Origin of the sequence: Paenibacillus sp. FSL H7-0716 (genome assembly GCF_038002705.1) — a bacterium.
Classification (GTDB): domain Bacteria; phylum Bacillota; class Bacilli; order Paenibacillales; family Paenibacillaceae; genus Paenibacillus_AQ; species Paenibacillus_AQ odorifer.
This window is the reverse complement of record NZ_JBBODA010000023.1, coordinates 1-25,071: the sequence shown is the minus strand read 5'-3', so window position 1 is coordinate 25,071 and position 25,071 is coordinate 1. Positions and strand designations below refer to the sequence as shown.

Annotated in this window: 25 protein-coding genes, 1 tRNA gene and 2 riboswitches; of the genes, 12 read left to right on the top strand and 14 right to left on the bottom strand. The window is 43.8% G+C overall.

Annotated elements, in window-relative coordinates; genetic code table 11:
• The first annotated feature begins 118 nt into the window (after positions 1-118).
• Positions 119-2,185, top strand: coding sequence for a transglycosylase domain-containing protein (locus MHH60_RS23770; protein WP_076138615.1), 2,067 nt, complete (start codon positions 119-121; stop codon positions 2,183-2,185).
• A gap of 205 nt (positions 2,186-2,390) precedes the next feature.
• Complete coding sequence (locus tag MHH60_RS23765; RefSeq protein WP_038568063.1) at positions 2,391-2,864, top strand: AbrB/MazE/SpoVT family DNA-binding domain-containing protein; 474 nt, start codon at positions 2,391-2,393, stop codon at positions 2,862-2,864.
• 79 nt (positions 2,865-2,943) lie between these two features.
• Here the strand turns inward: MHH60_RS23765 and MHH60_RS23760 are convergent, their stop codons facing one another.
• Positions 2,944-3,450, bottom strand: a complete 507-nt coding sequence (locus MHH60_RS23760) for a YwhD family protein (protein ID WP_076138616.1) — start codon at positions 3,448-3,450, stop codon at positions 2,944-2,946.
• A 103-nt stretch (positions 3,451-3,553) separates the two neighbouring features.
• On the opposite strand from MHH60_RS23760, the gene MHH60_RS23755 reads away from it, so the two are divergent.
• The 6 genes from MHH60_RS23755 to MHH60_RS23730 all read left to right on the top strand — a co-directional run bounded on the left by MHH60_RS23755 (position 3,554) and on the right by MHH60_RS23730 (position 9,405).
• Positions 3,554-5,560 carry a M1 family metallopeptidase gene (locus tag MHH60_RS23755; protein ID WP_076138617.1) on the top strand — a complete coding sequence of 669 codons (2,007 nt, stop codon included), beginning with the start codon at positions 3,554-3,556 and terminating at the stop codon, positions 5,558-5,560.
• A gap of 11 nt (positions 5,561-5,571) precedes the next feature.
• A complete protein-coding gene (locus tag MHH60_RS23750) occupies positions 5,572-6,402 on the top strand; it encodes a hypothetical protein (protein ID WP_038573983.1) in 831 nt (276 codons plus the stop codon).
• A 217-nt stretch (positions 6,403-6,619) separates the two neighbouring features.
• Positions 6,620-6,758: riboswitch (cyclic di-AMP (ydaO/yuaA leader) on the top strand.
• Between the two features lie 57 nt (positions 6,759-6,815).
• Complete coding sequence (locus MHH60_RS23745; RefSeq protein ID WP_052097401.1) at positions 6,816-7,244, top strand: C40 family peptidase; 429 nt, start codon at positions 6,816-6,818, stop codon at positions 7,242-7,244.
• Between the two features lie 362 nt (positions 7,245-7,606).
• Positions 7,607-7,749: riboswitch (cyclic di-AMP (ydaO/yuaA leader) on the top strand.
• Between the two features lie 5 nt (positions 7,750-7,754).
• Positions 7,755-8,246: a C40 family peptidase gene (locus MHH60_RS23740; RefSeq protein WP_036679958.1), complete on the top strand. Its 492-nt coding sequence runs from the start codon at positions 7,755-7,757 to the stop codon at positions 8,244-8,246.
• 189 nt (positions 8,247-8,435) lie between these two features.
• Positions 8,436-8,921 carry a GNAT family N-acetyltransferase gene (locus MHH60_RS23735; RefSeq protein WP_076138618.1) on the top strand — a complete coding sequence of 162 codons (486 nt, stop codon included), beginning with the start codon at positions 8,436-8,438 and terminating at the stop codon, positions 8,919-8,921.
• Between the two features lie 127 nt (positions 8,922-9,048).
• Positions 9,049-9,405, top strand: coding sequence for a c-type cytochrome (locus MHH60_RS23730; RefSeq protein ID WP_036679962.1), 357 nt, complete (start codon positions 9,049-9,051; stop codon positions 9,403-9,405).
• A gap of 81 nt (positions 9,406-9,486) precedes the next feature.
• Here MHH60_RS23730 and MHH60_RS23725 read toward each other — a convergent pair whose 3' ends face one another.
• Both MHH60_RS23725 and MHH60_RS23720 read right to left on the bottom strand, forming a co-directional pair.
• A complete protein-coding gene (locus MHH60_RS23725) occupies positions 9,487-9,774 on the bottom strand; it encodes a 4a-hydroxytetrahydrobiopterin dehydratase (RefSeq protein ID WP_076130383.1) in 288 nt (95 codons plus the stop codon).
• 228 nt (positions 9,775-10,002) lie between these two features.
• The gene (locus MHH60_RS23720) at positions 10,003-10,296 is read right to left on the bottom strand and encodes a hypothetical protein (RefSeq protein ID WP_036679966.1); all 294 of its coding nucleotides are present in this window, start codon (positions 10,294-10,296) and stop codon (positions 10,003-10,005) included.
• A 206-nt stretch (positions 10,297-10,502) separates the two neighbouring features.
• Here MHH60_RS23720 and motA point away from each other — a divergent pair, with 206 nt between their 5' ends.
• Both motA and motB read left to right on the top strand, forming a co-directional pair.
• Positions 10,503-11,303, top strand: coding sequence for a flagellar motor stator protein MotA (gene motA / locus MHH60_RS23715; RefSeq protein ID WP_036679967.1), 801 nt, complete (start codon positions 10,503-10,505; stop codon positions 11,301-11,303).
• Positions 11,287-12,102, top strand: a complete 816-nt coding sequence (gene motB / locus MHH60_RS23710) for a flagellar motor protein MotB (protein WP_076130384.1) — start codon at positions 11,287-11,289, stop codon at positions 12,100-12,102. Before motA ends, motB begins: the two co-directional genes overlap by 17 nt.
• A 112-nt stretch (positions 12,103-12,214) precedes the next feature.
• On the opposite strand, the gene rluF is transcribed toward motB, so the two are convergent.
• Positions 12,215-12,916, bottom strand: a complete 702-nt coding sequence (gene rluF, locus MHH60_RS23705) for a 23S rRNA pseudouridine(2604) synthase RluF (protein WP_036679985.1) — start codon at positions 12,914-12,916, stop codon at positions 12,215-12,217.
• Positions 12,906-15,233, bottom strand: a complete 2,328-nt coding sequence (locus tag MHH60_RS23700) for a sensor histidine kinase (protein ID WP_076138619.1) — start codon at positions 15,231-15,233, stop codon at positions 12,906-12,908. The genes rluF and MHH60_RS23700 overlap by 11 nt, the downstream gene beginning before the upstream one ends.
• 304 nt (positions 15,234-15,537) lie before the next feature.
• Between MHH60_RS23700 and tadA the strand changes: the two genes are divergently transcribed.
• The gene (tadA, locus tag MHH60_RS23695) at positions 15,538-16,059 is read left to right on the top strand and encodes a tRNA adenosine(34) deaminase TadA (protein WP_076138620.1); all 522 of its coding nucleotides are present in this window, start codon (positions 15,538-15,540) and stop codon (positions 16,057-16,059) included.
• Positions 16,060-16,629, top strand: coding sequence for a GNAT family N-acetyltransferase (locus tag MHH60_RS23690; protein WP_076138621.1), 570 nt, complete (start codon positions 16,060-16,062; stop codon positions 16,627-16,629).
• Between the two features lie 105 nt (positions 16,630-16,734).
• On the opposite strand, the gene MHH60_RS23685 is transcribed toward MHH60_RS23690, so the two are convergent.
• From MHH60_RS23685 to guaB, 9 genes are all read right to left on the bottom strand, one after another.
• Positions 16,735-17,826, bottom strand: a complete 1,092-nt coding sequence (locus MHH60_RS23685) for a hypothetical protein (RefSeq protein ID WP_076138622.1) — start codon at positions 17,824-17,826, stop codon at positions 16,735-16,737.
• A 105-nt stretch (positions 17,827-17,931) separates the two neighbouring features.
• A complete protein-coding gene (locus MHH60_RS23680) occupies positions 17,932-18,084 on the bottom strand; it encodes a small acid-soluble spore protein P (protein WP_076138623.1) in 153 nt (50 codons plus the stop codon).
• Positions 18,085-18,095: 11 nt separating this feature from the next.
• A complete protein-coding gene (locus tag MHH60_RS23675; protein ID WP_036679977.1) occupies positions 18,096-18,437 on the bottom strand; it encodes a hypothetical protein in 342 nt (113 codons plus the stop codon).
• Positions 18,438-18,582: 145 nt separating this feature from the next.
• Positions 18,583-18,671: transfer RNA gene (locus MHH60_RS23670), tRNA-Ser, on the bottom strand.
• Between the two features lie 67 nt (positions 18,672-18,738).
• The gene (gene serS / locus MHH60_RS23665; RefSeq protein WP_341161166.1) at positions 18,739-20,025 is read right to left on the bottom strand and encodes a serine--tRNA ligase; all 1,287 of its coding nucleotides are present in this window, start codon (positions 20,023-20,025) and stop codon (positions 18,739-18,741) included.
• Between the two features lie 74 nt (positions 20,026-20,099).
• A complete protein-coding gene (gene pdxT, locus MHH60_RS23660) occupies positions 20,100-20,696 on the bottom strand; it encodes a pyridoxal 5'-phosphate synthase glutaminase subunit PdxT (RefSeq protein ID WP_076138624.1) in 597 nt (198 codons plus the stop codon).
• A gap of 18 nt (positions 20,697-20,714) precedes the next feature.
• The gene (gene pdxS, locus MHH60_RS23655) at positions 20,715-21,596 is read right to left on the bottom strand and encodes a pyridoxal 5'-phosphate synthase lyase subunit PdxS (RefSeq protein ID WP_036679980.1); all 882 of its coding nucleotides are present in this window, start codon (positions 21,594-21,596) and stop codon (positions 20,715-20,717) included.
• 112 nt (positions 21,597-21,708) lie between these two features.
• Positions 21,709-23,103 carry a D-alanyl-D-alanine carboxypeptidase family protein gene (locus MHH60_RS23650; protein ID WP_036679981.1) on the bottom strand — a complete coding sequence of 465 codons (1,395 nt, stop codon included), beginning with the start codon at positions 23,101-23,103 and terminating at the stop codon, positions 21,709-21,711.
• Positions 23,104-23,228: 125 nt separating this feature from the next.
• The gene (guaB, locus tag MHH60_RS23645; protein ID WP_036679982.1) at positions 23,229-24,686 is read right to left on the bottom strand and encodes an IMP dehydrogenase; all 1,458 of its coding nucleotides are present in this window, start codon (positions 24,684-24,686) and stop codon (positions 23,229-23,231) included.
• Positions 24,687-25,071: the final 385 nt, after the last annotated feature.

Here is a 25,071-nt window from a genome sequence, read left to right as displayed (position 1 = left end):
AGAATACCCTATCTACCTTAAACAATCACAAAATAGAAACAATTTGTTACCCTCCATATCCCTAATGAATATCCTTCCAGATCCTTCCCCATAATATGAAAGAAAGGAGTCTGGTGCCATGACACGCGAATCAACGAATCCACCGAAACGAAAAAGCCGCTTCCGGCGTTTATTTCGGCTGCTGGCAGCCTTGATCATATTATTTGTATTAACCACCGGAGCTCTGCTCGGTTATCTATATCAAAAAGATCTTCCACCGATTAGCGATGATGTGCGCTCCAAGCTGTTTGACTCCCGTGGCAATGTTCTTGCCACCTTTACCTCAGACGGCCGCAGCCGCGAACCCGTCAAATTAAGTCAAATTTCTCCCCTGCTCATTGAAGCTACACTAGCAGTCGAGGATCGTAAATTTTATGAGCATTCCGGATTTGATCTGAAAGGGATGGCACGAGCTGTTCTTGTCAATCTGGAAGAGGGGAACCGGTCGCAGGGTGCTAGTACGCTAACTCAACAGCTCGCACGTAACCTCTACCTATCCCATGAAAAAACATGGACGCGCAAGGCTAAAGAAGCTGTCTATACGATGCAGCTGGAGATGAAATACAGCAAAGATGAAATCCTGAACATGTATTTAAATAATATCTACTATGGCCACGGTGCTTACGGCATTGAAACAGCCTCACGGATGTATTTTGGGAAATCTGCAGCGGATTTAGACCTGGCAGAGAGTACCATGCTGGCTGGAATTCCAAAGGGACCTACCTATTATTCACCATACAACCACATGGACAATGCTAAAAAGCGCCAGAGAATCATCCTGACCGTCATGGCGGATTTAGGTAATATCACTCAGGAAGAAGCCGGACAAGCCGTCCAAGAGAATTTAAGCTTCAAGCCGCAAGGACAAAAGGATACGCTTGTAGCTGCGCCTTATTTCCGGGATTATATCCGCAATTTGGCTATAGAATCGCTCCACATCAGTAATGATGAGCTGGAGCAAGGCGGACTAAATGTCTATACCACCCTAGACCCTGACATGCAGCATGCCGCAGAAAATGCCGTTGACAAAGAGATGGATCAAACTAGTGATCTGGAGACTGCGCTTGTATCCATCGATCCTCGCACCGGTTACATCAAAGCAATGGTCGGCGGAAAAAATTATCGTACCAACCAGTATAATCATGCTTTGGCCACCACACGCCAGCCGGGTTCTTCCTTTAAACCGATTATGTACTTGGCCGCACTCTCATCCAAAGAGATGACAGGACTTTCGGTCTTCAATAGTCAGCCAACGATGTTTCATTATGATAACAACCGCAAAACGTATCAGCCCCGAAACTTTGGGGATAAGTATCTGGGTGAAATTAATATGCGGCAAGCTATCGCAGCATCCGACAATATCTATGCTGTTAATACAATTATGAAGATCGGCGCGGATAAAGTAAGCGAAGTGGCTGCGAAGATGGGCATTGACAGTCCACTTCAAAGCGTACCTTCACTGGCACTGGGCACTTCACCGATCAGTCCGCTTGAAATGGCTGCGGCTTTCGCTGTAATTGGAAACAGCGGTCAGAAAATGCCGACCACAGCCATTCTAAAAATAACCGATTCAAATGGCATGGTCCTGTATGAAGCACCTCAACCCAAAGGAGTAACCGTCGTAGAACCTGCAGCTGCCTATGTACTGACTCGTTTAATGGAGGGGGTATTCGAGACTGGGGGGACGGGCAATCGGGTGGCTTCCATAATCAAACGTCCGGTAGCCGGCAAGACCGGTACTACGGATACAGATGGCTGGATGGTAGGTTTCACCCCGGAGCTATCAACGGCAGTCTGGGTTGGATACGACAAGGGGCGCGACATCGCAACTACCGACGGACGGCGTGCAGCTCCCATTTTCGCCCAATTTACTGAAAAAGCGCTGGAAAATGTCCCTCCAAAAATTTTCCCCATTCCAGATGGAGTGGTCAGCGTATACGTCAATCCGCAATCCGGTAAACTTGCTACAGCAGCATGTCCCGACAAAGAACTGGAAACCTTTATTAGTGGAACTGAGCCCACCGAATACTGCGAATTGCATGGAACTGGCGCCGCTCCTGCTGTCGATGACACACAAAGCAAGGTAGATCCTGCTGAAGAGAATCGTTCCCTATGGAAGAACATTAAACGCTGGTGGTTGAATTAGCCTCTTCATTTATATTGAAGGGGTTTTTCTTTTTTTATAAGTTATATATTGTAGTAACAACAGGATTTTTAAATTCAAATATCACTTATAGCATAAGGGATGTAACCGTTTTATTTATTATGCTTACCCCATTTTCTTAACTCACAATTACTGCTATAATAGTTATTAGAAACCAAAATATAATGATGTAAATGAGGGACATGGGATGAAGGATACAGGCATGATCCGGAGTTTAGACAGTCTTGGGAGAATTGTGGTTCCCGCAGAAATCCGTATGACGCGTAATATCGACATTGGTGATCCTATCGAATTTTTTGTTTTAGACGAAAAAATCATCGTCCTTAGGAAGTACACCTCGACAGAGTGTACATTTTGCAGAAGCCACGACCATGTCACCTACTATAAAGAGCAGTTTATTTGTAGCAGCTGTCTAAAAGAAATTGTCGATCCTGAACGCATGTCTCAATTGCCAGAGTCACGTGAGGATTTTGTTGTTGAGGCACCAGAGCACAACACCAGCATCCGAAAGTCGAAGACAGAGGAAATGTGCCAACGTCTGGAACAAGCTATTGAAGATCATCCCTATGCCAACCAAAAAGAACTTGCGGAAATCCTCGGGATTAGCCAAGCCAGAGTGAGTCAGCTCAAACGCAAGCTTAGCAGCACAAGCAAATCATAAATTAAAAAAGCTTCGACGCTCCTATTTCCGGAGGTCGAAGCTTTTTCTATATCGGATAACCCTTCTGGAGGCTCCTATACTATTCAGTCAGTGCAGCTTTAAGCTCATCTGAGGATGCATTCCACCATGTTTCATTATGAGAGATCAAAAGGGATTTGAGGGCCGATTTCTCAACGGCTCCAAGCCCTGCCACATCGATCTTGCGTTTGAGAGCTGCATCCAGCTTATTGACATGCTCGGCAAGAATTTTCCATCCGCGGCGCGCTTCTGTATCAATCCACATTTCACAGGCTGTGATTCCACCATAAAATTGAGCTTCCAATGTACGGTCTACCGCTACCCATACCACCCAAACCAGTCTTCCATTCGGTACGTCTTCACGATTCATGGAAAATTTAATTCCTTTTTCCACCTTACTCTTGGCATGCATGGCACCGATATCAATAACCGCCACATCACCATCAATAATGACAGGTGAAACGTTGTTGAGATCTATAGAGCCTGCTCCAAAGCCTTTATGTTTACTTTTAGCGTTCACAATATTTAAGGCAATCTGTTTCTTGCCCTCCGGTTGTATGTTGTCCACGAGTGCACACCCTTCCTCTTACGAATAATTTAATTTTAGCTAATAATGCGGCGATTGCAAACATATACATCCCGTAGATGCTTGTCACGGGAGGAATCACACTATGAAGTCACTGTCATTAAAGTACATCATCTTTGCGACCCTGGCCATCCTCGCGCTGCTGGGAGGAGGAATATGGGCCTTTTCAGGGGATAGCTCTACGGCTTCTGTTACTAGCTTCGCTTCAAAAGAGGCCAAGTCCTCCAGCGGCACAGCGCCTGCAGCCGTACCACAGCAGGTATTGCCTGAGAGCGCGCCCGTCCCGGCAGAGGAGGCTTTAAGCCAGCGGGTAGTCGAGTATCACATTGATGTCCAGCTTGTTCCTGACACAGAAACCTTAAAAGCTTCTGAGACAGTAACCTGGACACACCCCGGAGTAAAGCCAGTAAGTGATTTATATTTTCACATGTATCCAAATGCATTTGCCTCATCAGATACCACCTTTATGAAGGAATCCGGGGGGACGCTCAGAGGCGACAGCATGCCTGAGAACGGCTTCGGAAATATGACGCTGACCGATCTGCGCACGACAGAAGGAACTTCGCTAATGCAAAGAGTGCAATATGTCCAACCTGATGACGGCAATATCAACGATAAGACGCTCCTAAAGGTACATCTTCCTCAGCCTGTTAATGGTGGGGAAAGTGTAACACTTAAGCTTCAGTATGAAGTCCAGCTGCCCAAAATCTTTGCACGCATGGGTGCTTCAGGTAACTTCGTTATGGCTGGGCAATGGTTCCCTAAGCTTAGTGTATACGAGCCGAGGGGCACACGCGGAGTTAAAGAAGAAGGCTGGGACCTGCATCAGTATCACGGAACCTCTGAGTTTTACAGTGATTTTGGCATCTTTAATGTAACGATTGCCGTCCCTTCCAACTATACGGTGGCTGCGACCGGATTTCCTGTAAAAAATGCCAAGCTCAAACAAGATCAGAAAATATATCAGTTCTACGCCGATGATGTCCACGATTTCGCTTGGGCCGCATCCCCTGATTTTACAGTAGCTGAGGAAGCCTTCTCTACGCCGGAGGTGCCTGGAGTACGAATTAAGGTGTATCTCGACCCACTACACAAAGATTTAAAAGAGCGTTACCTTCAGGCTGCCAAGGCTGCCCTGACCTACTTCAGCAAATGGTATGGTCCTTATCCCTACTCTACGCTGTCTATTGTCGTCCCACCTAAGGAGGGCAACGGTGCTGGAGGAATGGAATACCCTACCCTTATTACAGCCTTTGGGGCCGCGGATTCTTCTCCAGATACCTCACTTGAAAGAACCGTCATTCATGAAATCGGCCATCAATACTTCTACGGTATGGTAGCCAGTAATGAATTCGAGGAGGCCTGGCTGGATGAAAGCTTCACTTCCTATGCCGAAGACAGACTTATGGAGCAAGAATACGGTATCAAGTCTAATTTGCCTTTACAGGCCAGCCTGGTAACTATACCTGAGCCGTTAAATCTGGAAACGTGGAAATATGCAGGGGCGGATTCCTATAGCCGAAATGTTTATATCCGCGGCAAGCTTGTACTTAAAGATATCGAACACCAGGTAGGTACCAAAGCAATGAACAACATCATGTCCTCCTACGCTCGTAAGTTCCGTTTCGAGCATCCTGCTACGTCAGATTTTCAGAAAGTCGTTGAGAAGGTAACCAAAAAACCATGGCAGGCCTATTTCGATGATTACATTTATGGTGATGGAGCGCCTGACTTCTCAGTAGATACGATTACTTTTAAAAAAAATAACAGCGGCGATGCCCCAAGCTACGAATCATTAGTGAAGATTTCAAACAAAGGGAGCCATTACGTTGATGTTCCCGTGAAATTCACATTCGCCGACAGCTCTTCGGTGCAGCGGGTCTGGAACGGTGAAGGAGCAGAGACTACGTTTCAATTGTTAAGCGATAAGCCTCTTCTCTCTGCTGAGATTGACCCTGAACATTCCATCTTATTGGAGAGCAAACATCTAAACAACTTTAGGCTGGCGGAAATAGAGCCCAAGACGCTCTCTCGCTGGACATTAAGTGTAACTAAACTACTTGAAACCGTGCTCGGAACTCTTGTCTGGTGAGGTGAATGATTGTGAGAACATCGATAACCCGCGGCTGGCAAAGCATGAAGGAGCAATTTTATATTTTAATTCTGCTCTTCATCTACCGACTGCTCTGGGGCTACTTTATGTATGGTTTCATCCGATCTGCTATTATTCCAATTCTACTGCGCTATCCGGATAAAGACGCCGGAGGCAGCGGTATGGGCAGACTGTTATATTATATCGAGGGACAGTTCAGCTTGAATACGGACCCTGCGATACGCACTTGGTTATGGATGCTTCTGGCGCTTGTTGTCTTGCGACTTCTGCTTTCCCCTTTCATAAGGGCAGGATTGCTGCATGAGCTCCACCAGGAGCGAAAGGGCGAGCGTGGACTGTTCTTTTTCCCTGGCATGAAGATCTATGGACTACCTGTCTTAGTCTTTAGCCTAATCGAATGGGTGCTGACCCTGCTGCCGCTTTACTGGCTTGCTCCAAAAATGTACGGGCTGTTCTTATCCTCTTTGTTTAACTACGCTTTGTTACTTCATTTAGTACCATACGTATTGGCATGGCTTATATATATTTTTATCGTGCGCCTGTTTCTTCTATATATGCAGTTTGGTTACACCGGCGGTACAGGAATGTTCTCCTCACTGTTCATCTGCTTGCGGTCACTGATTCCTGCTATAGGTGTTTCCATTGTACTTGGTGCGGGAGGCTTGCTCTTACTGCTAGTGTGCGGACTGACGGGTCTGTTCTGTCCCGGCCTACCGGCACTTATAATACGGCAAATCTCACCACTACCTTCTACGCTCTTAAAAATGTGGGGAATCTCTGCACAATATCATCTATGGCGTAGCAAAGCATTTCCACAATAAATCAACCTTATTTGACATAATAAAAAGGTCCCAATTCCTGTATTTAGGAGCTGGGACTTTTTCTCAATACGGATAACTTAAGAGTATTTGCAAAATCGTAAAAGCTCTGTTACAATAAGTCCTGTGCTATTAGTAACAATTTTGTAATCAATTGAAACGATTCCTACATAACTAAATGTATTTATCGTAAGTGTAACTGTCGAAACGTCATTCTCTGGTGCTTAACACGCCTAATTCCTTTGCACCGGGAAGTGGGGGAACCATATTTTGGGTGAATTGATCTCGCTTTACAGGGATCATAGGGAATCTTCTACCGAACCCTTAAGCTAACCTCGCAGGCCTTGGAAGGAGTACATCTTTTGAAAAGACATAATTTAAGAAAAAAATGCGTCGCTGCGGCGCTAGGACTTGTAATGGCGTTATCTATTGGTGGAGGAAGCGCCTTTGCCGACTCTAAAATGGACTCTGTAATCTCAAAGACTATTGGAGTTGCCTATAAAACCGGAGGTACAAGCACTGCCGGATTTGATTGCTCTGGATTTACAAAGTATGTATTCAAGAATGTGGGTCTTACTTTACCTCGTACATCAAAAGCTCAATATAGCGTTGGAACTGCTGTATCCAAAAGCAATCTGCGTTCTGGTGATCTAGTGTTCTTTAACACACTTGGCAATGGAGTATCCCATGTCGGCATTTATGTTGGAAACGGAAAATTCGCACAATCGTCCTCTTCGCGTGGAGTGACCATCACTTCACTCAGTCAGGCCTACTGGGCCAATCGTTATGTTGGCGCTAAAAGAGTAATGAGTACTTCAGCTTATCAAGCTGTAGCCTTCGATTGAAACCTTCCTCACAACTATAACCTCATAATTACAACTATATGAACCTGAATCTGATTATGCCCGTAATCAAATTCGGGTTTTTCTTTTTTCCATAATATATTTTTACACTATTAGAGCCCAATTGAAACACGTTTATTTGATAAAAATTGCAATTATATTAAAAATTAGGTCATTATTAACGCTTACATATGCCTTTCTACCGTAAAAATGCCAATTTTTCTGCATTAATATGTTAAAAACGATTGCCAAGCGGCTTTCTGTTTGTTACAATTAGCGCAGTGAGATTTTAGTAACATTTTTGTAATCATTAAGTTGTTATTTACAAAGGTTTTGTCATGTATTGATTACAAGCTAATCCTAATCAACAGTATGAGCCGAGTTTCCTAACTATTAGGAAAACGGGGGAACCAACTTTGGGTGAATTGACCTCCATTATATAGAGGGGTCATAGGGGACCTTCAACCGAACCCTTAAGCTAACCTCGTAGGCATTTGGAAGGGGTATACACTTTTGAAGAAGAAGTTAGCAGCAGCAGTACTAAGCTTTTCCATCATCCTCACCATCGGAGCAGGAAGCGCTTTCGCAGATTCCAAAATGGATAAAGTGATTGACAAGGCCATCGGTACTAAATACGTATCCGGCGGTATATCCACTAACGGATTTGATTGCTCCGGATTTACAATGTATGTGTTTGATAAGATTGGCATTAACCTTCCACACCAATCAGGTTCCCAATATCAAATGGGCACAGCAATCTCCCGTGATGATATAAGAGCCGGAGATCTTGTATTCTTCAATACAAGTGGCAAAGGTGTCTCCCATGTCGGCATTTATGTCGGTGAAGGTAAGTTCGCACACGCTTCTACCTCACGCGGTGTTACGATTAGCTCTCTGAGTGATAGCTACTACGTGAAACGCTACGTTGGTGCCAAGCGCATTATGAGCACAGACGCTTACCAATCGGTTGCTGCTGAATCGGAAGACAATGATGATGTGCAATAAGTAACGTACATAGGCTCTTTTCCAAGGTAACTCTTGGAGGAGAGCTTGTTTTTTTGTCTTATTACTTATTTACCCCTCTCATAATTTGTAAAACATTTCTCTCATATAAAGTTTCTGAGTCGAACCTCCCCCATTTTGTATATAATTAGTAATATAGCAATGTCCTCGTGAAAGGAGATCGATGACTTTATGATAAATCCCTCGGTAACTTTTCATGTAGTTCCTATGGAGGCAATTCACGGAGAAGCTATTTGTAAGTGGAGCTATACGCCTCCATATAATATTTATGGCTGGATGCCGTGGGAGCAGATGCAGGCTCTTGGCATCGAGTTTGGTGATCCGCAGCTCCGGGAGGAACAATATATCTCCATATTAAATGAACAAGAGGTATTGTGCGGATTCGCACAGTTGTTCCCGATGGAAGGAGTCGTTCGTTTAGGAGTTGGGATGCGCCCCGATCTATGCGGCCATGGTTTAGGCAAACTATTCGTGGATGCCATCGTCCAGACAGCCTTGAATCGTTATCCTGATCGTGAGATAGATCTAGAAGTCCTGACCTGGAACCAACGCGCCATACGAACTTATCAAAAATGTGGATTTACGATTACAGATACGTATGAACGCCGCACACCTACAGGAGATAAACCTTTTTATTGCATGGTCTATGACAAATGATATTAAATACCATATATTTCATAAGAATGATTGTATTCTCGTTCATTTTTTTGTCACAAACCCTATGATAACGCTTCACCATAAGCTATAATGTAGGGAGCAGCTTACATAGAAGGGACGAATTGGGATGCAGAAATGGATCATGAGCGGTTTGTTTTTTGCCGCCTGTGCCTTTGCGGTAGTACTCATGTTTACACTTCCGGGTAAAGAAGAGGTAGCGGAAGAAAATAAGCCCACGATGCCGGTAGTTCAACTGGACGCAGCAAAGGCAGAAGCAACCGTGAAAGCCAGCTGTATCACCTGTCACGGCGATCAGCTTCAAGGTGGAGTTGGACCAAGTCTTCAGAATGAAGGCGGCCAGCATGACGCTGAGGAAATCTACAGCATCGTCACTAAAGGACGTGGTCAAATGCCTTCCTTTAAGGAGAAGCTAGCGCCTGAAGAGATCGCCAACGTCGCACTCTGGCTCTCAGAGAAAAAGTAACCCATCAAGCAACTAAAAACGCCCGTGTATGAGATAGGTGACTATCTATGCACGGGCGTTTATTTTATGATTTTGGCTAAACTAGTGATTTTTTTCAAAGGCTTCATTAAATTCATGCGCCGCTCGAAGATCTAGAGCCGTAATCCCATCTTCTTCATTAGATTCAAGTCGCAGGGTAACTGTTTTATAATCAATCGTAATATGTGGATGATGATCGAAGGCTTCAGAAATCGTGGCTACTTCATCAACGAAAGCAATGCCCTTCATATATTGGCTGAACATATATTTTCGCACCATAACATTATTATCCAGCTTCCAGCCCTCCAGCTTAGTGATCTCCTCACGCAGTTCCTCTTCCGTAAATAACAATTCGTTTCCTCCCTTACAAAAAATTGCAGTAAAGTGCGCAGTTCCCTTTACTTGACTTAGGCGTTAAACAAAACATCCCTTAGCTTCTGAGGTCCAAGGGATGTGCCAGGATAAAGGCGATATTTTCGATTTAATGTATTCACAAATCCCAGCGATTATAACTCGGCTTTATCAATTTTAACACGGGCTACTAACTACGGGCAAATTACGTCCCGACGTCTCCTCAACCTAAATCAAAACCACTGAAGCCAAATCCTCTTCGCCAACTAAAATATTAATGCGGTGCGTGTCCTTATCGTAAATAATTACGCCGCTCCCCACTTCAATCATAGGTTCATTACCCAACGCGAAGAAAAGATCCTCAGCCAATGCTTCCCATACCTCCAGCTTTGATTCTTGGGGTAGTTCCTGCCACTCGTCCGGATCCATCTCGAAAAATAAATATCCATCGGAAATTCGTCCGACGGCTTCGGTCAAATCCGTTAGAATTTCACCGTAATCTCTACCATGCTTTACACCCACGTATATCACTCCGTTTTCTTCACAGATGAATAATTACTTACCTTATCCATTATAGCCGAAAAAATGACTTCACAAAAAACCGAATGATGTCGATAAATAAGAATATACGTTAATTCGGTTTCGCACAGAGTGCCCTGCCGCTGTTTCAAGGATGATATACGCGGCATTGTCGGAACACATCTTAAATCTCACGGACGAGGTGCAAAATGGAAATTTCAACAATAATTGGTTTAATTTTTGGTTTGGTTGCTGTAATCTGGGGCATGATCCTCAAGCACGCTCCACTTCATGCTTTGGCCACACCTGCTGCTTACGTTATTATCTTGGTGGGTACGGCAGCTTCTATTTTCATGGCTTTTCCTTTCAACGAGGTCAAAAAGATTCCAAGTCTGTTCAAAATGATTTTTATCAAAAAGAAATTAATCAGTAAACCCGAATTAATCACTATGTTCATGGAATGGGCTTCTATCACACGGCGTGAAGGTCTGTTGGCTCTAGAATCAAAGGTCGATGAAATAGAAGATAACTTCCTCAGGAATGGCATGCGGATGATCATTGATGGAAATGATCAGGATTTTGTCCGCGATGTCCTCATGGAGGATATCCACGCCACAGAGGATAGACATAAAGCAGGAGCGCTCATTTTCTCACAGGCAGGTATGTATGCTCCTACCCTTGGGGTGCTCGGGGCGGTTATCGGCCTCATCGCCGCTCTGGCTGATATGAGTGATATGAACAAATTGGCTGCGGCAATCGGGGCTGCCTTCATCGCCACTTTGCTAGGTATCTTTACAGGTTACGTATTATGGCATCCTATTGCCAATAAGCTGAAACGTCTCTCCAAACAAGAAATCGAAGTTCGAATGATGATGGTCGAAGGTCTTTTGTCCATACAGTCCGGTGTATCTACTATTGCCATCAATCAGAAGCTTGCTGTATTCCTAACACCTTCGCAACGCGTTAAGTTAAATGAGAAGGACGGTGGATCAGGTGAGCAAAAAGACTAGACACGAAGAGCATGAAGAACATGCCGATGAATCGTGGCTGTTACCTTATTCCGACCTCATGACTCTTCTGGTGGCTCTGTTCATCGTTATGTATTCTATGAGCGCAACGGATGCCAAGAAATTTGAAGAGATGAGTCAGGCCTTCAGTTCCGCACTTAATGGCGGTACAGGTATTCTTGAAGAGCGGGCAGCAATGCCTAGTAAGACTCAAGAAGATCTGGGGAAAAATGATAAGATGGGTAGCTCTACTTCCAAGAAAGCTGAAGAAGCAGAAATGGCAAAGCTACGACAAAAGGAACAAGAGGATTTAGAGAAGCTTAAGAAACAATTCGATCAATATATTAAGAGCAACGGTCTAACGGATCTGCTCAGTACGAAGCTTAATCAATCTCAGCTAATGATTACGATCAGTGATAACGCATTGTTCGCCTCTGGCCAAGCCATTGTTAAGGATGATTCGCGGCAATTAGCTAAATCCATCTCAACGATGCTGCAACAATTCCCGGATTATGATGTAGTAGTGCAAGGGCACACCGACGATATTCCGATTTCTAATAGCAACTATTCATCCAACTGGGATCTGAGTGCGGATCGGGCACTTCAGTTCATGAAGATTTTGCTGCAGAACACGAATCTAAATCCGCGCAAATTTAGTGCGATTGGATACGGCGAGTATCATCCTATTTCGGATAATGACACAGCTACCGGCCGAAGCAAGAATCGCCGGGTAGAGGTTTCCATTATTCGCAAATATCAAGAATCCAAAGAGTTTACAGGGATTGTTCCCTCTGCTGAATAAGTGATTTCGTAAGGTAATAAAAAGAGCTGTCCAAAGGTCTTAGACCCTGGACAGCTCTTTTTTGTTGCGAGTACTACATTCTATATGGACCTGTAACATTGTAATAACATTCCTACAGTAACTCGTAGTTCAGCGTAGCTCCAAGCTCTTTCTTCTCATCAGCAGACAGCTCCCGCCATTCTCCCGTTTGCAATGCCCCCAGGCGAATATTCATAATCCGAATGCGTTGCAGCTTTCGAACCTCATAGCCAAAAGCGCTGCACATACGACGAATCTGACGATTTTTGCCCTCTGTCAAAATAATACGGAAGACACGCTCCGTAATACGCGTGACCTCACAGGGCAGTGTCTTCTCACCTAATATTTTCACACCGCTGGACATGCCGGTAATAAACGAAGGCGTAATGGGTCTGTCCACGGTAACCACATATTCTTTTTCATGCCGGCCTTCCGCCCGTAAAATTTTATTAACGATGTCGCCATCATTAGTAAGCAAGATTAATCCTTCCGAATCCTTATCGAGACGACCAATCGGGAATATACGTTCATGATGACCTACAAAATCGACAATATTCCCCTTGATATGCTGTTCTGTGGTTGATGTAATCCCTACCGGCTTGTTTAGAGCAATGTAGACCGTCTGGCTTGAGGTTTCAAGCGCTATACCATCTATTCGCACATCATCGCCCGGAACAGCCTGACTGCCCAGCACAGCAGGCTCTCCGTTGATCGTAACTCTGCCGGCATCCACAAGCTTGTCTGCTTCTCGGCGTGAACAGTACCCTGTCTCACTGATGAATTTATTAATTCTCACGTTGTTCTTCACTCCGTTCATCCTTAATGTTAAGCCAAGGTGTACCCCCTCCAGCTGCAGGCAGCTTAATCATAACGGTTGTCCCCCGGCCAACTTCACTTTGTATTTCCAAATGACCCTTATGAGCCTGAATAATACGCTGGCTAATCATTAACCCAAGACCAGTCCCCGATTCCTTATTCGTGAAGAACGGTTCACCCAGCTTAGGCAGCACGTCCTCTGGAATCCCTTCACCCTGATCTTTGATTACTATAAAGACGCAATCCACAGAGTTCCACAGTTCCATTGAAATGACGCCACCCTCAGGCATAGCCTCAATTGCATTTTTAACAATATTAATGAATACCTGCTTCAGCTGGTTCTCTTCACAATGTACAGTAGCAGGTTGTTCAGAGAATTTCGTACCAAATTGAATATCATGTAGATGAGCCAGACTATCCAATAGAGAAACTACATCACCTAATATGTAGCGAAGATCTTTTTCCTGAAAATGAACGGCTTGCGGCTTAGCCAGGATTAAAAATTCACTGACAATAAGATTAATCCGCTCCAGCTCGGATAACATCAGCTCTACATGAAGCGGAACCAAGAGCTCCTTCTCCTGTTGAAGCTGTAGAAATCCTTTTAATGTGGTAAGAGGGTTACGAATCTCATGAGCTACTCCTGCGGCCAATTGGCCGACCGTAGTTAGTTTCTCAGAGCGTCTAAGCAGCTCCTCCATTCGATTGCGTTCCGTCATATCACGAGAAACGTGAATAAAGGAATGGGGATAACCCTCTTCATCTCGAATTATCGAGGTACTAACGCTAACCTCAACTAATGATCCGTCCCGTTTAAGTCTCACTGTCTCGATCGGCGGCAGAACTGCACCATTTCTTAACGCGTCCAGCCGCTCTTCCTCTTGCTTAAGCGCTGTCGCGGGTACAAGATATGGCATATTGCCGATCACTTCTGTTGCACTCCATCCATACAGCTCCTCAAAGGCCCTGTTAGTGCTAGTGATTCGTCCCTCCATATCCAACGTATGAATCGCATCAGACGTACCGTTAATTACGGATTCCAAATGCTCCTTAACCGCCCGGTTCTCTTCCAGCGTCTGCTTAAGACGATTGGTGCGTTGCATAAGATGAGAAGTCATAGCGTTAATCCGCAAGGCTAATTGACCTAACTCATCACGAGAGGTTACCTTTAATGGAGGTTCGAACTTACCTCGCGCTACATCATTGACTTTGGCAAGTATAGCCTGAATTGGACGAGTAACAAAACCTGAAAGTATGTAACTACATAGCAAAAATAATGCCAGCAACAACAGAGACGTAGTCAAATAATTGGCTAATTGTTCATGAACTACGGATGAAATCACAGAATAATCCAAAACTACACCGATTACGTAGGGCTCCATTTTAGGATTCTGAATAGGGATGAAGCTTTTAAGCACTCTTTTCCCATGTACCCTCGTCTCCAGTGTAACTGGCTTCTGCTTCTGCTGAGCTAATAGAATGGCCGCTTTATCTTGCTCCACATTACCATAAGTATAGGTACCGAACTTAATTGGGCGGTTGCCAAGTTTCTTTTTAAATGCATCGCTTCCATCGCCCGCCATACTCGCTAAACCAAATGTTGTTGGATTAAATCCTGTAAGCTCTAAAATCCCTGGATTAACTTCTTTGGTTCGCTCTACAATTTGATCGGGATTGGTGATTTTGACATATTCACTAGCCGCAGTATTGAGAATAACAGGATTAATGATGTAATTGCTTGCTTCATCATGATAATAACCCCACTTCTCAATGAAATCGGGATTGTAGGTTGAATATTCAAATGGGCCTGACCAAAAATGATCCAATGCCTGACCTTGTCCCACAGTGACTTCCTGATTATCAAATAACTCCAAAAGGGCAAGGTACCAGTACCCCCAACCTTGAGTGGACATTCCAATATCAATAGGATTTGATGCCTTTGTCACCACGATATCATTATCAGTCTTTACCAGAATTGAAATATTAGACACGCCCAACTTGGAAGTTAGGGCCTTAAGTTGAGCATTGGTTATATTCTTATAATCCGGACCCAATTCCTTAGAGGCAAAGATGGCAGCCATTCTTAAGTTATGCGCAATTTGATATTCTACATAGTTAGAGCTATAGTTACTTTGTTCTACAGAAACAGCCATTTGCATAGCGGTGATCTGCATATTATTTACGTTTTCATTTCTTAGATTATTCTGAGCGGCATAAAGGTTAAATGTCAGGTTTAATGCTAAAATTAGCAGTACCGCTCCAAAAATAATAGCAGATAGTTTTGTCTTTATGGACAAACTGTTATTCACCTCTTATCCACTGGTAAATCCTTGCGGAGCCTATAATAAACATCATACCTTTTGCCCCCTCATTTGAAAAGGACATTTAAAACAAGCCTATTAATTCACGAAATATTGAAATTCAAAAGGTGTTTCTCTACAATATATAAGAAACCATCCACATCTTATGCACATATAAACAAATTATTAAAGTCTGATGTGTACAAAAATGTGTATAAGTAGGCTGTTATCCACAGAGTTATACACATTTTGTTAAGAACGAATATTTGTTCGTTGTACAATGGTTACAGAAGAAGGGAAGATGATCTTGAATATTAAAGCCAATGAATCGCCAGAAGATATACAAGCGGTTCATGAATATTGGATGAGGCAGGCGATCGCAGAAGCACGTAAAGCTGAGGCATTAGGTGAGGTTCCTATTGGCGCTGTCATTGTTCGACATGGTGAAATTATAGGACGTGGATACAATTTACGAGAAACGACAATGGATTCGACAGCCCATGCAGAGATGGTAGCCATTCGTGAGGCCAGCAATGTCATGAAATCTTGGCGTCTGCTGGATTGCCAGCTGTACGTCACCCTAGAACCTTGTCCGATGTGTGCAGGAGCAATAGTGCAGTCCAGAGTGCCTCTCACGGTATATGGAACGCCTGACCCTAAAGCTGGATGTGCCGGGACCCTCATGAACTTGCTTGAAGAACCGCGATTTAATCATAGAACTGAGGTAATACAGGGTGTTTTACAAGAAGAATGTGCAGATCTACTCACCTCCTTCTTTCGCCGTTTACGTAAAAAGCCAATAAAACAAAAGGAGGACTCCTAAATGACCCTTACTCTATATCATACCTCTCAAGGCATCTATATTTCTCCACTTGAGCTTAAGGATGCACAGAGCCTGCTGGAGCTTCGTTTAAATAACCGGGTAACCCATGAACCGTTTGAGCCAAAACGTGATGAGCACTTCTTTACCCTGGAGAGTCAACAACAGATCATCAATCAGCGTATTGAGGACGCCCTAAAGGACAGAGCTTATATGTTCGGTATTTATCTGCTGGATGGACAGCTAATCGGTCAGATCACATTGTCCAACGTCTCACGAGGTATAGCACAATATGCTGATTTAGGATATTTAATGGATCATCGGATGCAAGGACAAGGTTATATGACAGCAGCAGTCGGATTAGTCCTTGGCTATGCGTTCCGGGCCTTAGGTCTACATAGAGTTCAAGCAGCTATTTTATTGCATAATGAAGCTTCCCGAAGAGTCCTGGAGAAGAGTGGGTTCAAACCTGAAGGGATTGCCCGTCAGTATCTTAAAATAAATGGACAGTGGCAGGATCACCAAACCTACGCAATCTTAACCGAAGATGTGCTGACTGAGGAACGGAAATAAGATTCTGCATTGTCGCAGGAATGAGTGCTACTTTTTTTCCTAAAAAAAGACCCGCATGGGCGTATAATATACGCATCATGCGGGTCTTAATCTTGCGAACTGGGATTAATAAGTTCCCATACCACCGAATTCTTCTCCAAGTTGATCCATTGTAATTACATCATCACCTTGAGGGATACCAATCTTGAATACCGGCTTCTCGTTGATCTTACTGTATTGGCCCGTTCCATTTACTGAGAAGGCTACTTTTGTGCCATCTTCCGGATCATTAACTTTAACATCCATCAATAAATCCTGATACACAGCGTATCCATCTTTATTGATCGCAGTATTATAGTGGAACTGGTTGATGGTAAGGTACTTATCAAGATCAGCTAAGCCCTTATCCAATTCAGTTCTAGCTTCACCTGATGTCAGTTCTTCTTTAGCCTTAGCTAGATCTGCATCTTTAATCTGCAGCATATCCTTGTATTCTTCCTTGCTTACGATATCAATGATTTTAGGCAGGGCATTATTCACCAAGATAGTGATTGCTTCTTTAACATTATCGTTAGTCACTTGGAACTGAACGACTTGTTTAGCTTCCACGCCTTCTGGTAAATTAGCATCTTTGGGATCAATCTCGTTAAAATATTTTTCTTCGTCATATTCAGCTAGGACAGCGTCCACCACTTCATTAGACAGCTTCTGCATTTTCTGAGTATCCATCGTACTTGGGTTAAATTCTGCACCCTCCTGCTCTGCCAACGCCTTCAGATCAACCTCTACAAACTTATTGAGGATCGTCTCAGGAATCGGTACGAAAGGAATAGATGGAATCTTAACATACAACTTCTCGGCAGTCATTACCATAGGAACATTAAAGCTCATGCTCATATCGCCCTTCAGATTCAGAACCATAGTTAGTTCTGTCTGCATTGGCTCTGCTTGATATACCCCATCAACGGTAATATCAGCATTCTTAAGCATACTAAGTACCTGTGTAGTCATTGCAGCAGATTCAGCGTCAGAAGTCTCGATCGTAAGATCGTTGATCGTGAATTTACTCTTCATCTCATAAGATGACATTGTAGTCGCTTTAGTAGCGGCTGATTTTAAGGCCTCTTTTGGCGCCTCCTGTTTACTTGCACATCCCGGCAGAATTACTGCTGCTGTAAGCAGCAATGCAGCGGCCGACAAACCCCACTTTTTGTTCATTATTGTTCTCCTCTCCCATTGTAAAAGAAATCTCTCCCCCTCCTATGATAAACCATTTGTAAAAATCAAGAAACACTTCTTTAAAATTCTTAACGTTTTTATTTGTTAACCTTGTGGATTATGGTGGTCAACATGGTTCGCTTGTTTCACCTTTTTAGAACCTGAAAGCGGTTCTGGACCTGAAGGTGTATGGTCTTTTCTCCGCTCACCACTTGTTGGCTCTGCCCCAGGAACAGGGATACTTTTTGGTTTCGACATTTTCATTCCTCCTAAGGATTGGTCAAGTTCTGAAGAGCCTGAGCACATTCATGAATTTGCCGTGAGTATTGCTGTGCCAGCTGCTGTACGGCATCACTACGCTCATCAATATGGAGACCGCTCTGTTCCACATCCAGCAGATCCACTGCCACTTCTCTGCTATCTACATACTTGCAGCGAAAATCCAATGAATAGCCTTGATGACCTGCCGCATTAAAATGAATCAGCAAGCTATTCGGATCCCCATTATCCGCCAGCACACTGAAACTATCCCCATCATCCATCAACGCCGGCAAACGCTCCTGCCAGGCTGAGACAAGCTTATGCTGATCAACTTCTAATGATCTATCCATGATTATGATCATCCTCCTTCTCTAATACATTGCGGAGAAATGAAGCTTTTTATTCTCAATAGAACTCGGTCTACCAAACAAAACAAAAAACCGTCCCCCAGAGGGAACGGTTTCTATCTAATTATTCTTTAAGTTCATAAAGGAATGGCGGAGAGGATGGGATTCGAACCCATGTGGGCTTGCACCCTAACGGTTTTCAAGACCGCCCCGTTATGACCGCTTCGGTACCTCTCCAAATGCATTTAAATTTCACATGCATTAGGATTGTACCATACTATGCAAAGAAAAAGCAACTATATCTTTAAATAGTTTTTGGTTGTATCGATTTTACATTGCGCATATAAGGTTGTAGGCATTCTGGAATCAGAACACTGCCATCCTCTTGCTGATAATTCTCAAGAATTGCAGCAACTGTACGTCCAACCGCCAAAGCAGAGCCGTTCAGCGTATGAACAAATTCAGGCTTCGATTTTGGATCCTTACGGAAACGAATATTTGCCCGGCGCGCTTGGAAATCTTCTGTATTTGAGCAAGAGGAGATCTCACGGTACATCCCACTCTCAGGCAACCACACTTCCAAATCGTACGTTTTAGCGGATGTGAAGCCCATATCAGCCGTACATAACCCAAGTACACGATAAGGCAGTCCTAACAGCTGCAGCACACTTTCAGCATCTGCTGTCATTTTTTCTAATTTCTCATAAGAGGATTCAGGGGTGGTGAGCTTCACCAACTCTACCTTGTTGAATTGATGCTGGCGAATCAAACCGCGAGTATCACGGCCCGCCGAGCCCGCCTCAGAACGGAAACAAGAGCTGTAAGCTACATGGTATTTAGGCAGGTCAGCTGCCGTCAAAATCTCTTCGCGATAGTAGTTCGTTACCGGTACTTCAGCTGTAGGAATCAAATAGTATTCGGTATCCCGCAGCTTGAACAGATCCTCTTCGAATTTAGGCAGTTGTCCTGTACCATACAAGCTGTCTTTGTTCACAATGTAAGGCGGCAGCATTTCCTCATAGTTATGCTCACCACTGTGAAGATCCATCATAAAGTTAATCAGCGCCCGTTCTAGACGTGCTCCAAGTCCTTTATAGAAAACAAACCGGGATCCTGTAACCTTTGCTGCAGCTTCAAAATCAATAATATCAAGCTGCTGCGCAAGCTCCCAATGTGATTTCGGAGTGAATCCGAATTCTTTGGGCTCCGACCAGCGGCGTAATTCAACGTTATCATCCTCAGATTTCCCTACTGGAACTGAATCATGAGGAATATTAGGGATATTCATAGTAAGATCAGCAATCTGAGCTTCCAGTTCACGTACTTCATCATCAAGCTCTTTAATTCGGTCAGATACTGTACGCATTTCTGTAATTAGATCATCTGCTGGCTCACCGTTCTTTTTCTTTTTCGCTACTTCACCTGAAACTGTATTACGACGGTTCTTAAGACCTTCGGTTTCTTGCAGTAATTCACGTCGACGCAAATCAAGTTGTGGAAAATCAGCAATTAAATCCAGTGATTTGCCCCGTTTTTCTAAAGCCTCTTCCACTCTTGCGTAATCACTACGTAGTATTTTTACATCTAACACAAAGTTTCCCTCCTGAAAACAGCCTAAACTCTTTCAAAATGCTGATTACAGCTTTGAAAGAGTCAGAATGTTCTTTATATGCGATTTTGTTGTTGGACTTCCCTATTCGCCTCTACCATATCGGCAAAATATTGGTGCAGTCTGAAATCATCGGTCAGTTCTGGATGAAAAGAAGACACCAGCAAGTTCCCTTCGCGCGCGGTTACAATCTCATCATTATAGACTGTAAGCACATCAACTCCCGGTCCTACCTCGTTGATAAGCGGTGCACGTATAAATACAGCACGAACCGGCTCATCAATGCCTTTAACCTCCAGATAACATTCAAAGCTTTCCCGTTGGCGGCCGAATGCATTCCGGGCTACGGTAATATCCATCAGCTCCAAATGTCCCGGTTCACCACCGGCAATTTTTTTGGCCAGCACGATCATACCCGCACATGTGCCAAAAATAGGCTTACCCTGATCAGAAAAATCACGGATGGCTTCTATGAAACCATATTTCCGCATTAGCTTTCCAATCGTTGTACTTTCTCCGCCGGGGATAATCAGGCCTTCAACTTCTTCTAGCTGCTCCACACGCTTGATAGGCACGCCTTCTGCACCGGTCTTCTCTATACTAACAATATGCTCCGTAACAGCGCCTTGAAGCGCCAATACTCCTATCTTCATCCTACAACCTTCTCTCTATTAACGGCCACGCTCCGACATACGTTCAGCCGGGGTGAGAGTTGCAATATCAATCCCCTTCATTGGTGCACCAAGGTTCTTGGATACTTCAGCAATCAGTTTGTAATCAGTATAGTGTGTAGTGGCTTCAACAATCGCACGCGCAAATTTCTCAGGATTGTCCGACTTAAAAATACCCGAGCCTACGAATACACCATCAGCACCCAAATGCATCATAAGAGCAGCATCGGCAGGAGTAGCTACACCCCCAGCGGCAAAGTTAACAACCGGCAGTTTGCCAAGCTCATGTACTTCGAGCAACAGCTCGTAGGAAACTCCCAGGTTCTTTGCTTCATTATATAGCTCGTCCTTGGACAAATTCGTTACTTTACGGATTTGACTGTTGATAAAGCGCATGTGACGCACAGCCTCAACAATATTGCCTGTTCCTGGTTCACCTTTTGTACGGATCATGGAGGCACCTTCGTTAATACGTCTCAATGCTTCTCCCAGATCCTTCGCTCCACATACAAAAGGAACGGTGAACTCATGTTTATCAATATGGAATACTTCATCAGCAGGAGTAAGAACTTCACTCTCATCCAAGTAATCAACACCCAAAGATTCTAGAACTTTCGCTTCTACATAATGGCCGATACGAGCCTTAGCCATAACAGGGATACTTACCACTTTGAGAACCTCTTCTACAATTGTAGGATCGGCCATCCGTGCTACACCGCCAGCTGCGCGAATGTCAGAAGGTACGCGTTCCAGAGCCATAACAGCAACTGCACCAGCAGCCTCAGCAATTTTTGCTTGCTCTGCATTCATGACGTCCATAATGACGCCGCCTTTTTGCATTTCTGCCATGCCTCTTTTAACTCGCGATGTACCTGTTTCCATGTCCTAACCCCCCGAATGATCTATCTTAATCTAACTTGTAATTTTACCCCAATGAAGGGGAATCTACAACCCATTTACTCGGATTTACTGCTGATTTCGACACCAAACTGCATTAGAACAAGTTCTTGATCCCTGAAAATAAATCACCGAAGAAATCGCCAATCGCTCTAAGGAACAACTTGAACCAGCCAGCTTTCTCAGCTTCCTCTACAGTGATCAGATTAACTGTTTTCTCCTGTGCTGCTTGCATGCCTTCAGCCTTGTAGGAATAAGTAACTTTACCTACTTTAGAGGATTGGGCTATAGGAGCAACCAAAGTTGCAGGGTCATTTGTTACAACAGTTGTAGTAACTTCAGGAGAAACCGTTCCCTTGGGAACAATGAAAGAAACTCCTTCATCAGTAACTATAGAAACATCTTTATTCTTGCCTTTCAGTACCGGAACTGTTTCCGTGCCAGCAATAACAGCCTTCGGAGCTACAACCTGTTTGATTTCAAAGTTGTTAAACCCGTAGTCGAGCACTTTTTTAGTTTCTGTGAATCGATGTGCCTCTGAATTAGCACCCATAACAACACTGATTAGACGCATTCCATCACGCACAGCAGTACCTGTAAAGCAGTTACCTGCATTTGTGGTATGGCCAGTCTTCAGTCCATCTAGACCTGGATAAGCATATGCCTTAAAGTTGGGGATACTTTTGTTAGCTTCCAGCATCCAGTTGTAGTTAATGATCGGCGCTGTATCCCGATCACGGAATTTATAAGACTGAATCGTTGTAAATTCAGTGAAGTCCGGGTGGTCAGTAACTATAAATTTGGCAAGAGTAGCTGCATCTCTAGCTGACATTACAGTCTCTTTATCAAGATCAGGACGGAATTTCTTCGGCATGTCTGCCCGATCAAGTCCAGTTGAGTTAATAAAATAGGTATTTTTCATGCCCATCTTCTGTGCAGTCTGATTCATTAGTTCTACGAATTGTTCTTCTGAACCCGATACCAATTCTGCCAAAGCAACTGTGGCATCATTCGCTGATCCTACGGCCATCGCTATGTATAGCTCTTTAACCGTATGTTCATCTCCAGCTGCCAGAAAAATTCGTGATCCGACCTGTTTGGAAGCATTCTCTTGAATGATAACTTTCTGATCCCAAGAGATGTCTCCTTTTTTCACGGCATCAGATACAAGATATTCAGTCATCATCTTGGTCATACTCGCAGGTGGGAGTGGTGTGTCTGGATTTAGAGCCATAAGTACTTGGCCTGTAGTTGGTTCTATTAGAATAGCAGAACTCAATTCCAAGTTAAGAGATTCCACAGAAGGGATCTTAACTGCGTTGGTCTTGGGTGCAGTTTCAGTAGTAGTTGCGGCACCTTCGGTTGTAACCGGAGTTTTGCCCGCTTCAGCCAATGCTGGAATTACTGGGTTCATTAACATATTTAAAAGCAGACCTACAGTCGCTGTCTTAATTACAATTTGCTTACCATTAAATTTTCGTTTGTGCTTCAATGATTACGACTCTCCTTTAAATCTCATATCAATAGCTTGTTCTATTCTAACACAGGGGTACCCGCAAAAAAAGACAGACAGGACGAAATAGTCCTGTCTGTCCAAAAAATAATACGGTTAGTCCATTATACGGAATAGTTTGGAGCTTCTTTTGTAATTTGCACATCATGCGGGTGGCTCTCACGAAGTCCAGCACTTGTGATACGAATGAAAGAAGTATCGTTACGCAGTTCTTCCAATGACTTCGTACCGCAATAGCCCATACCTGAGCGCAATCCGCCGATCAATTGATGAACAGTGTCAGAAAGAGGCCCTTTAAAAGCAATACGTCCCTCAATTCCTTCAGGAACGAGCTTTTTATCATCATCTTGGAAATAACGGTCTTTACTGCCTTGTTTCATGGCACTCATGCTGCCCATACCACGATATACTTTAAATTTACGGCCTTGATAAAGCTCGGATTCCCCTGGGCTTTCTTCAGTACCTGCAAACATACTTCCCATCATTACAGCATGAGCACCCGCTGCGATAGCCTTAGTAATCTCCCCAGAATACTTAATACCGCCATCAGCGATAATAGGAATTCCGTACTCACGAGCAACTGTCGCACAATCATAAATGGCTGTAACCTGAGGTACGCCGATACCAGCGATAACACGTGTTGTACAGATCGATCCTGGTCCAATACCTACTTTAACTACAGATGCACCAGCTTCAATAAGTTCACGGGTTGCTTCACCTGTAGCCACGTTACCAGCAACAATCGTAAGATCAGGATACAACTCACGAATTTGGCGAACCGCTTCAATAATATTAATGTGGTGACCATGTGCAGAATCGACGACGATCAGATCCACACCAGCTTTTACTAATGCTGCAGTACGTTCGAAGGTGTCTTTAGAGATACCGACAGCTGCTCCAACAAGTAGACGGCCATGTGCATCTTTGGCTCCGTTAGGGAATTGAATAGCTTTTTCAATATCCTTAATGGTGATGAGACCCTTAAGAATATTATTCTCGTCCACAAGGGGAAGCTTCTCGATCTTATGACGTTGCAGGATACCTTCTGCTTCCTGAAGGGTTGTACCAACAGCAGCTGTTACAAGATTCTCATGTGTCATAACTTCTTTAATCTGAATATTGAAATCATGAATAAAGCGTAAGTCTCTATTAGTCAGAATACCGACAAGTTTATTGTCACTGTCTACAATCGGCACTCCGGAAATGCGATATTTACCCATTAAAAGCTCTGCATCAGATACCATGTGTTCTGCCGTAAGTGAGAATGGATTCGTAATAACTCCGCTCTCGGAACGCTTCACACGATCTACTTCTTCCGCTTGCTGCTCTACAGGCATATTCTTGTGTATAATCCCGATGCCACCCTCACGAGCAATTGCAATGGCCATGGCTGCTTCTGTGACTGTGTCCATACCTGCACTCATAAGTGGAATATTCAACTTCACATTCTTACTTAGAACTGTGGTCAAATCCACTTCTTTAGGCAGTACCTCAGATTTACGCGGAACCAGCAGCACATCATCAAAAGTTAGACCTTCTTTACCAAACTTATCTTTCCACACCTGGGTCATTCCTCCTCGGTTGTTTTAAATTATACCCGCCTACAAACTTTATGAAAGAAGAACCTTTGACTCCAGTCCATTCACGACAGACAATTCTGTACATCTGGGGGCTGAACAAGTGTAGATCTTCAATTAAGGTTTGAGATGCTTATCCAAAAATATATTATTGCCATCTTAGCAAAGGGCATTTGGACTGTCAAGAACATTACATCATCAGAGTAGGTATTCAAAAAACGGCCGCCGAGTAAGCGAATTATTGGACGTTAGTCCGTGCTGAGAGGACAATTCAGTGTGTTAAAAATTTATATTACACCTCTGTTCACCTTTTAAGCCACGCTTATCTCCATCTTAGTATCTCAAAATATAGCCCAATGAATTCTCTATT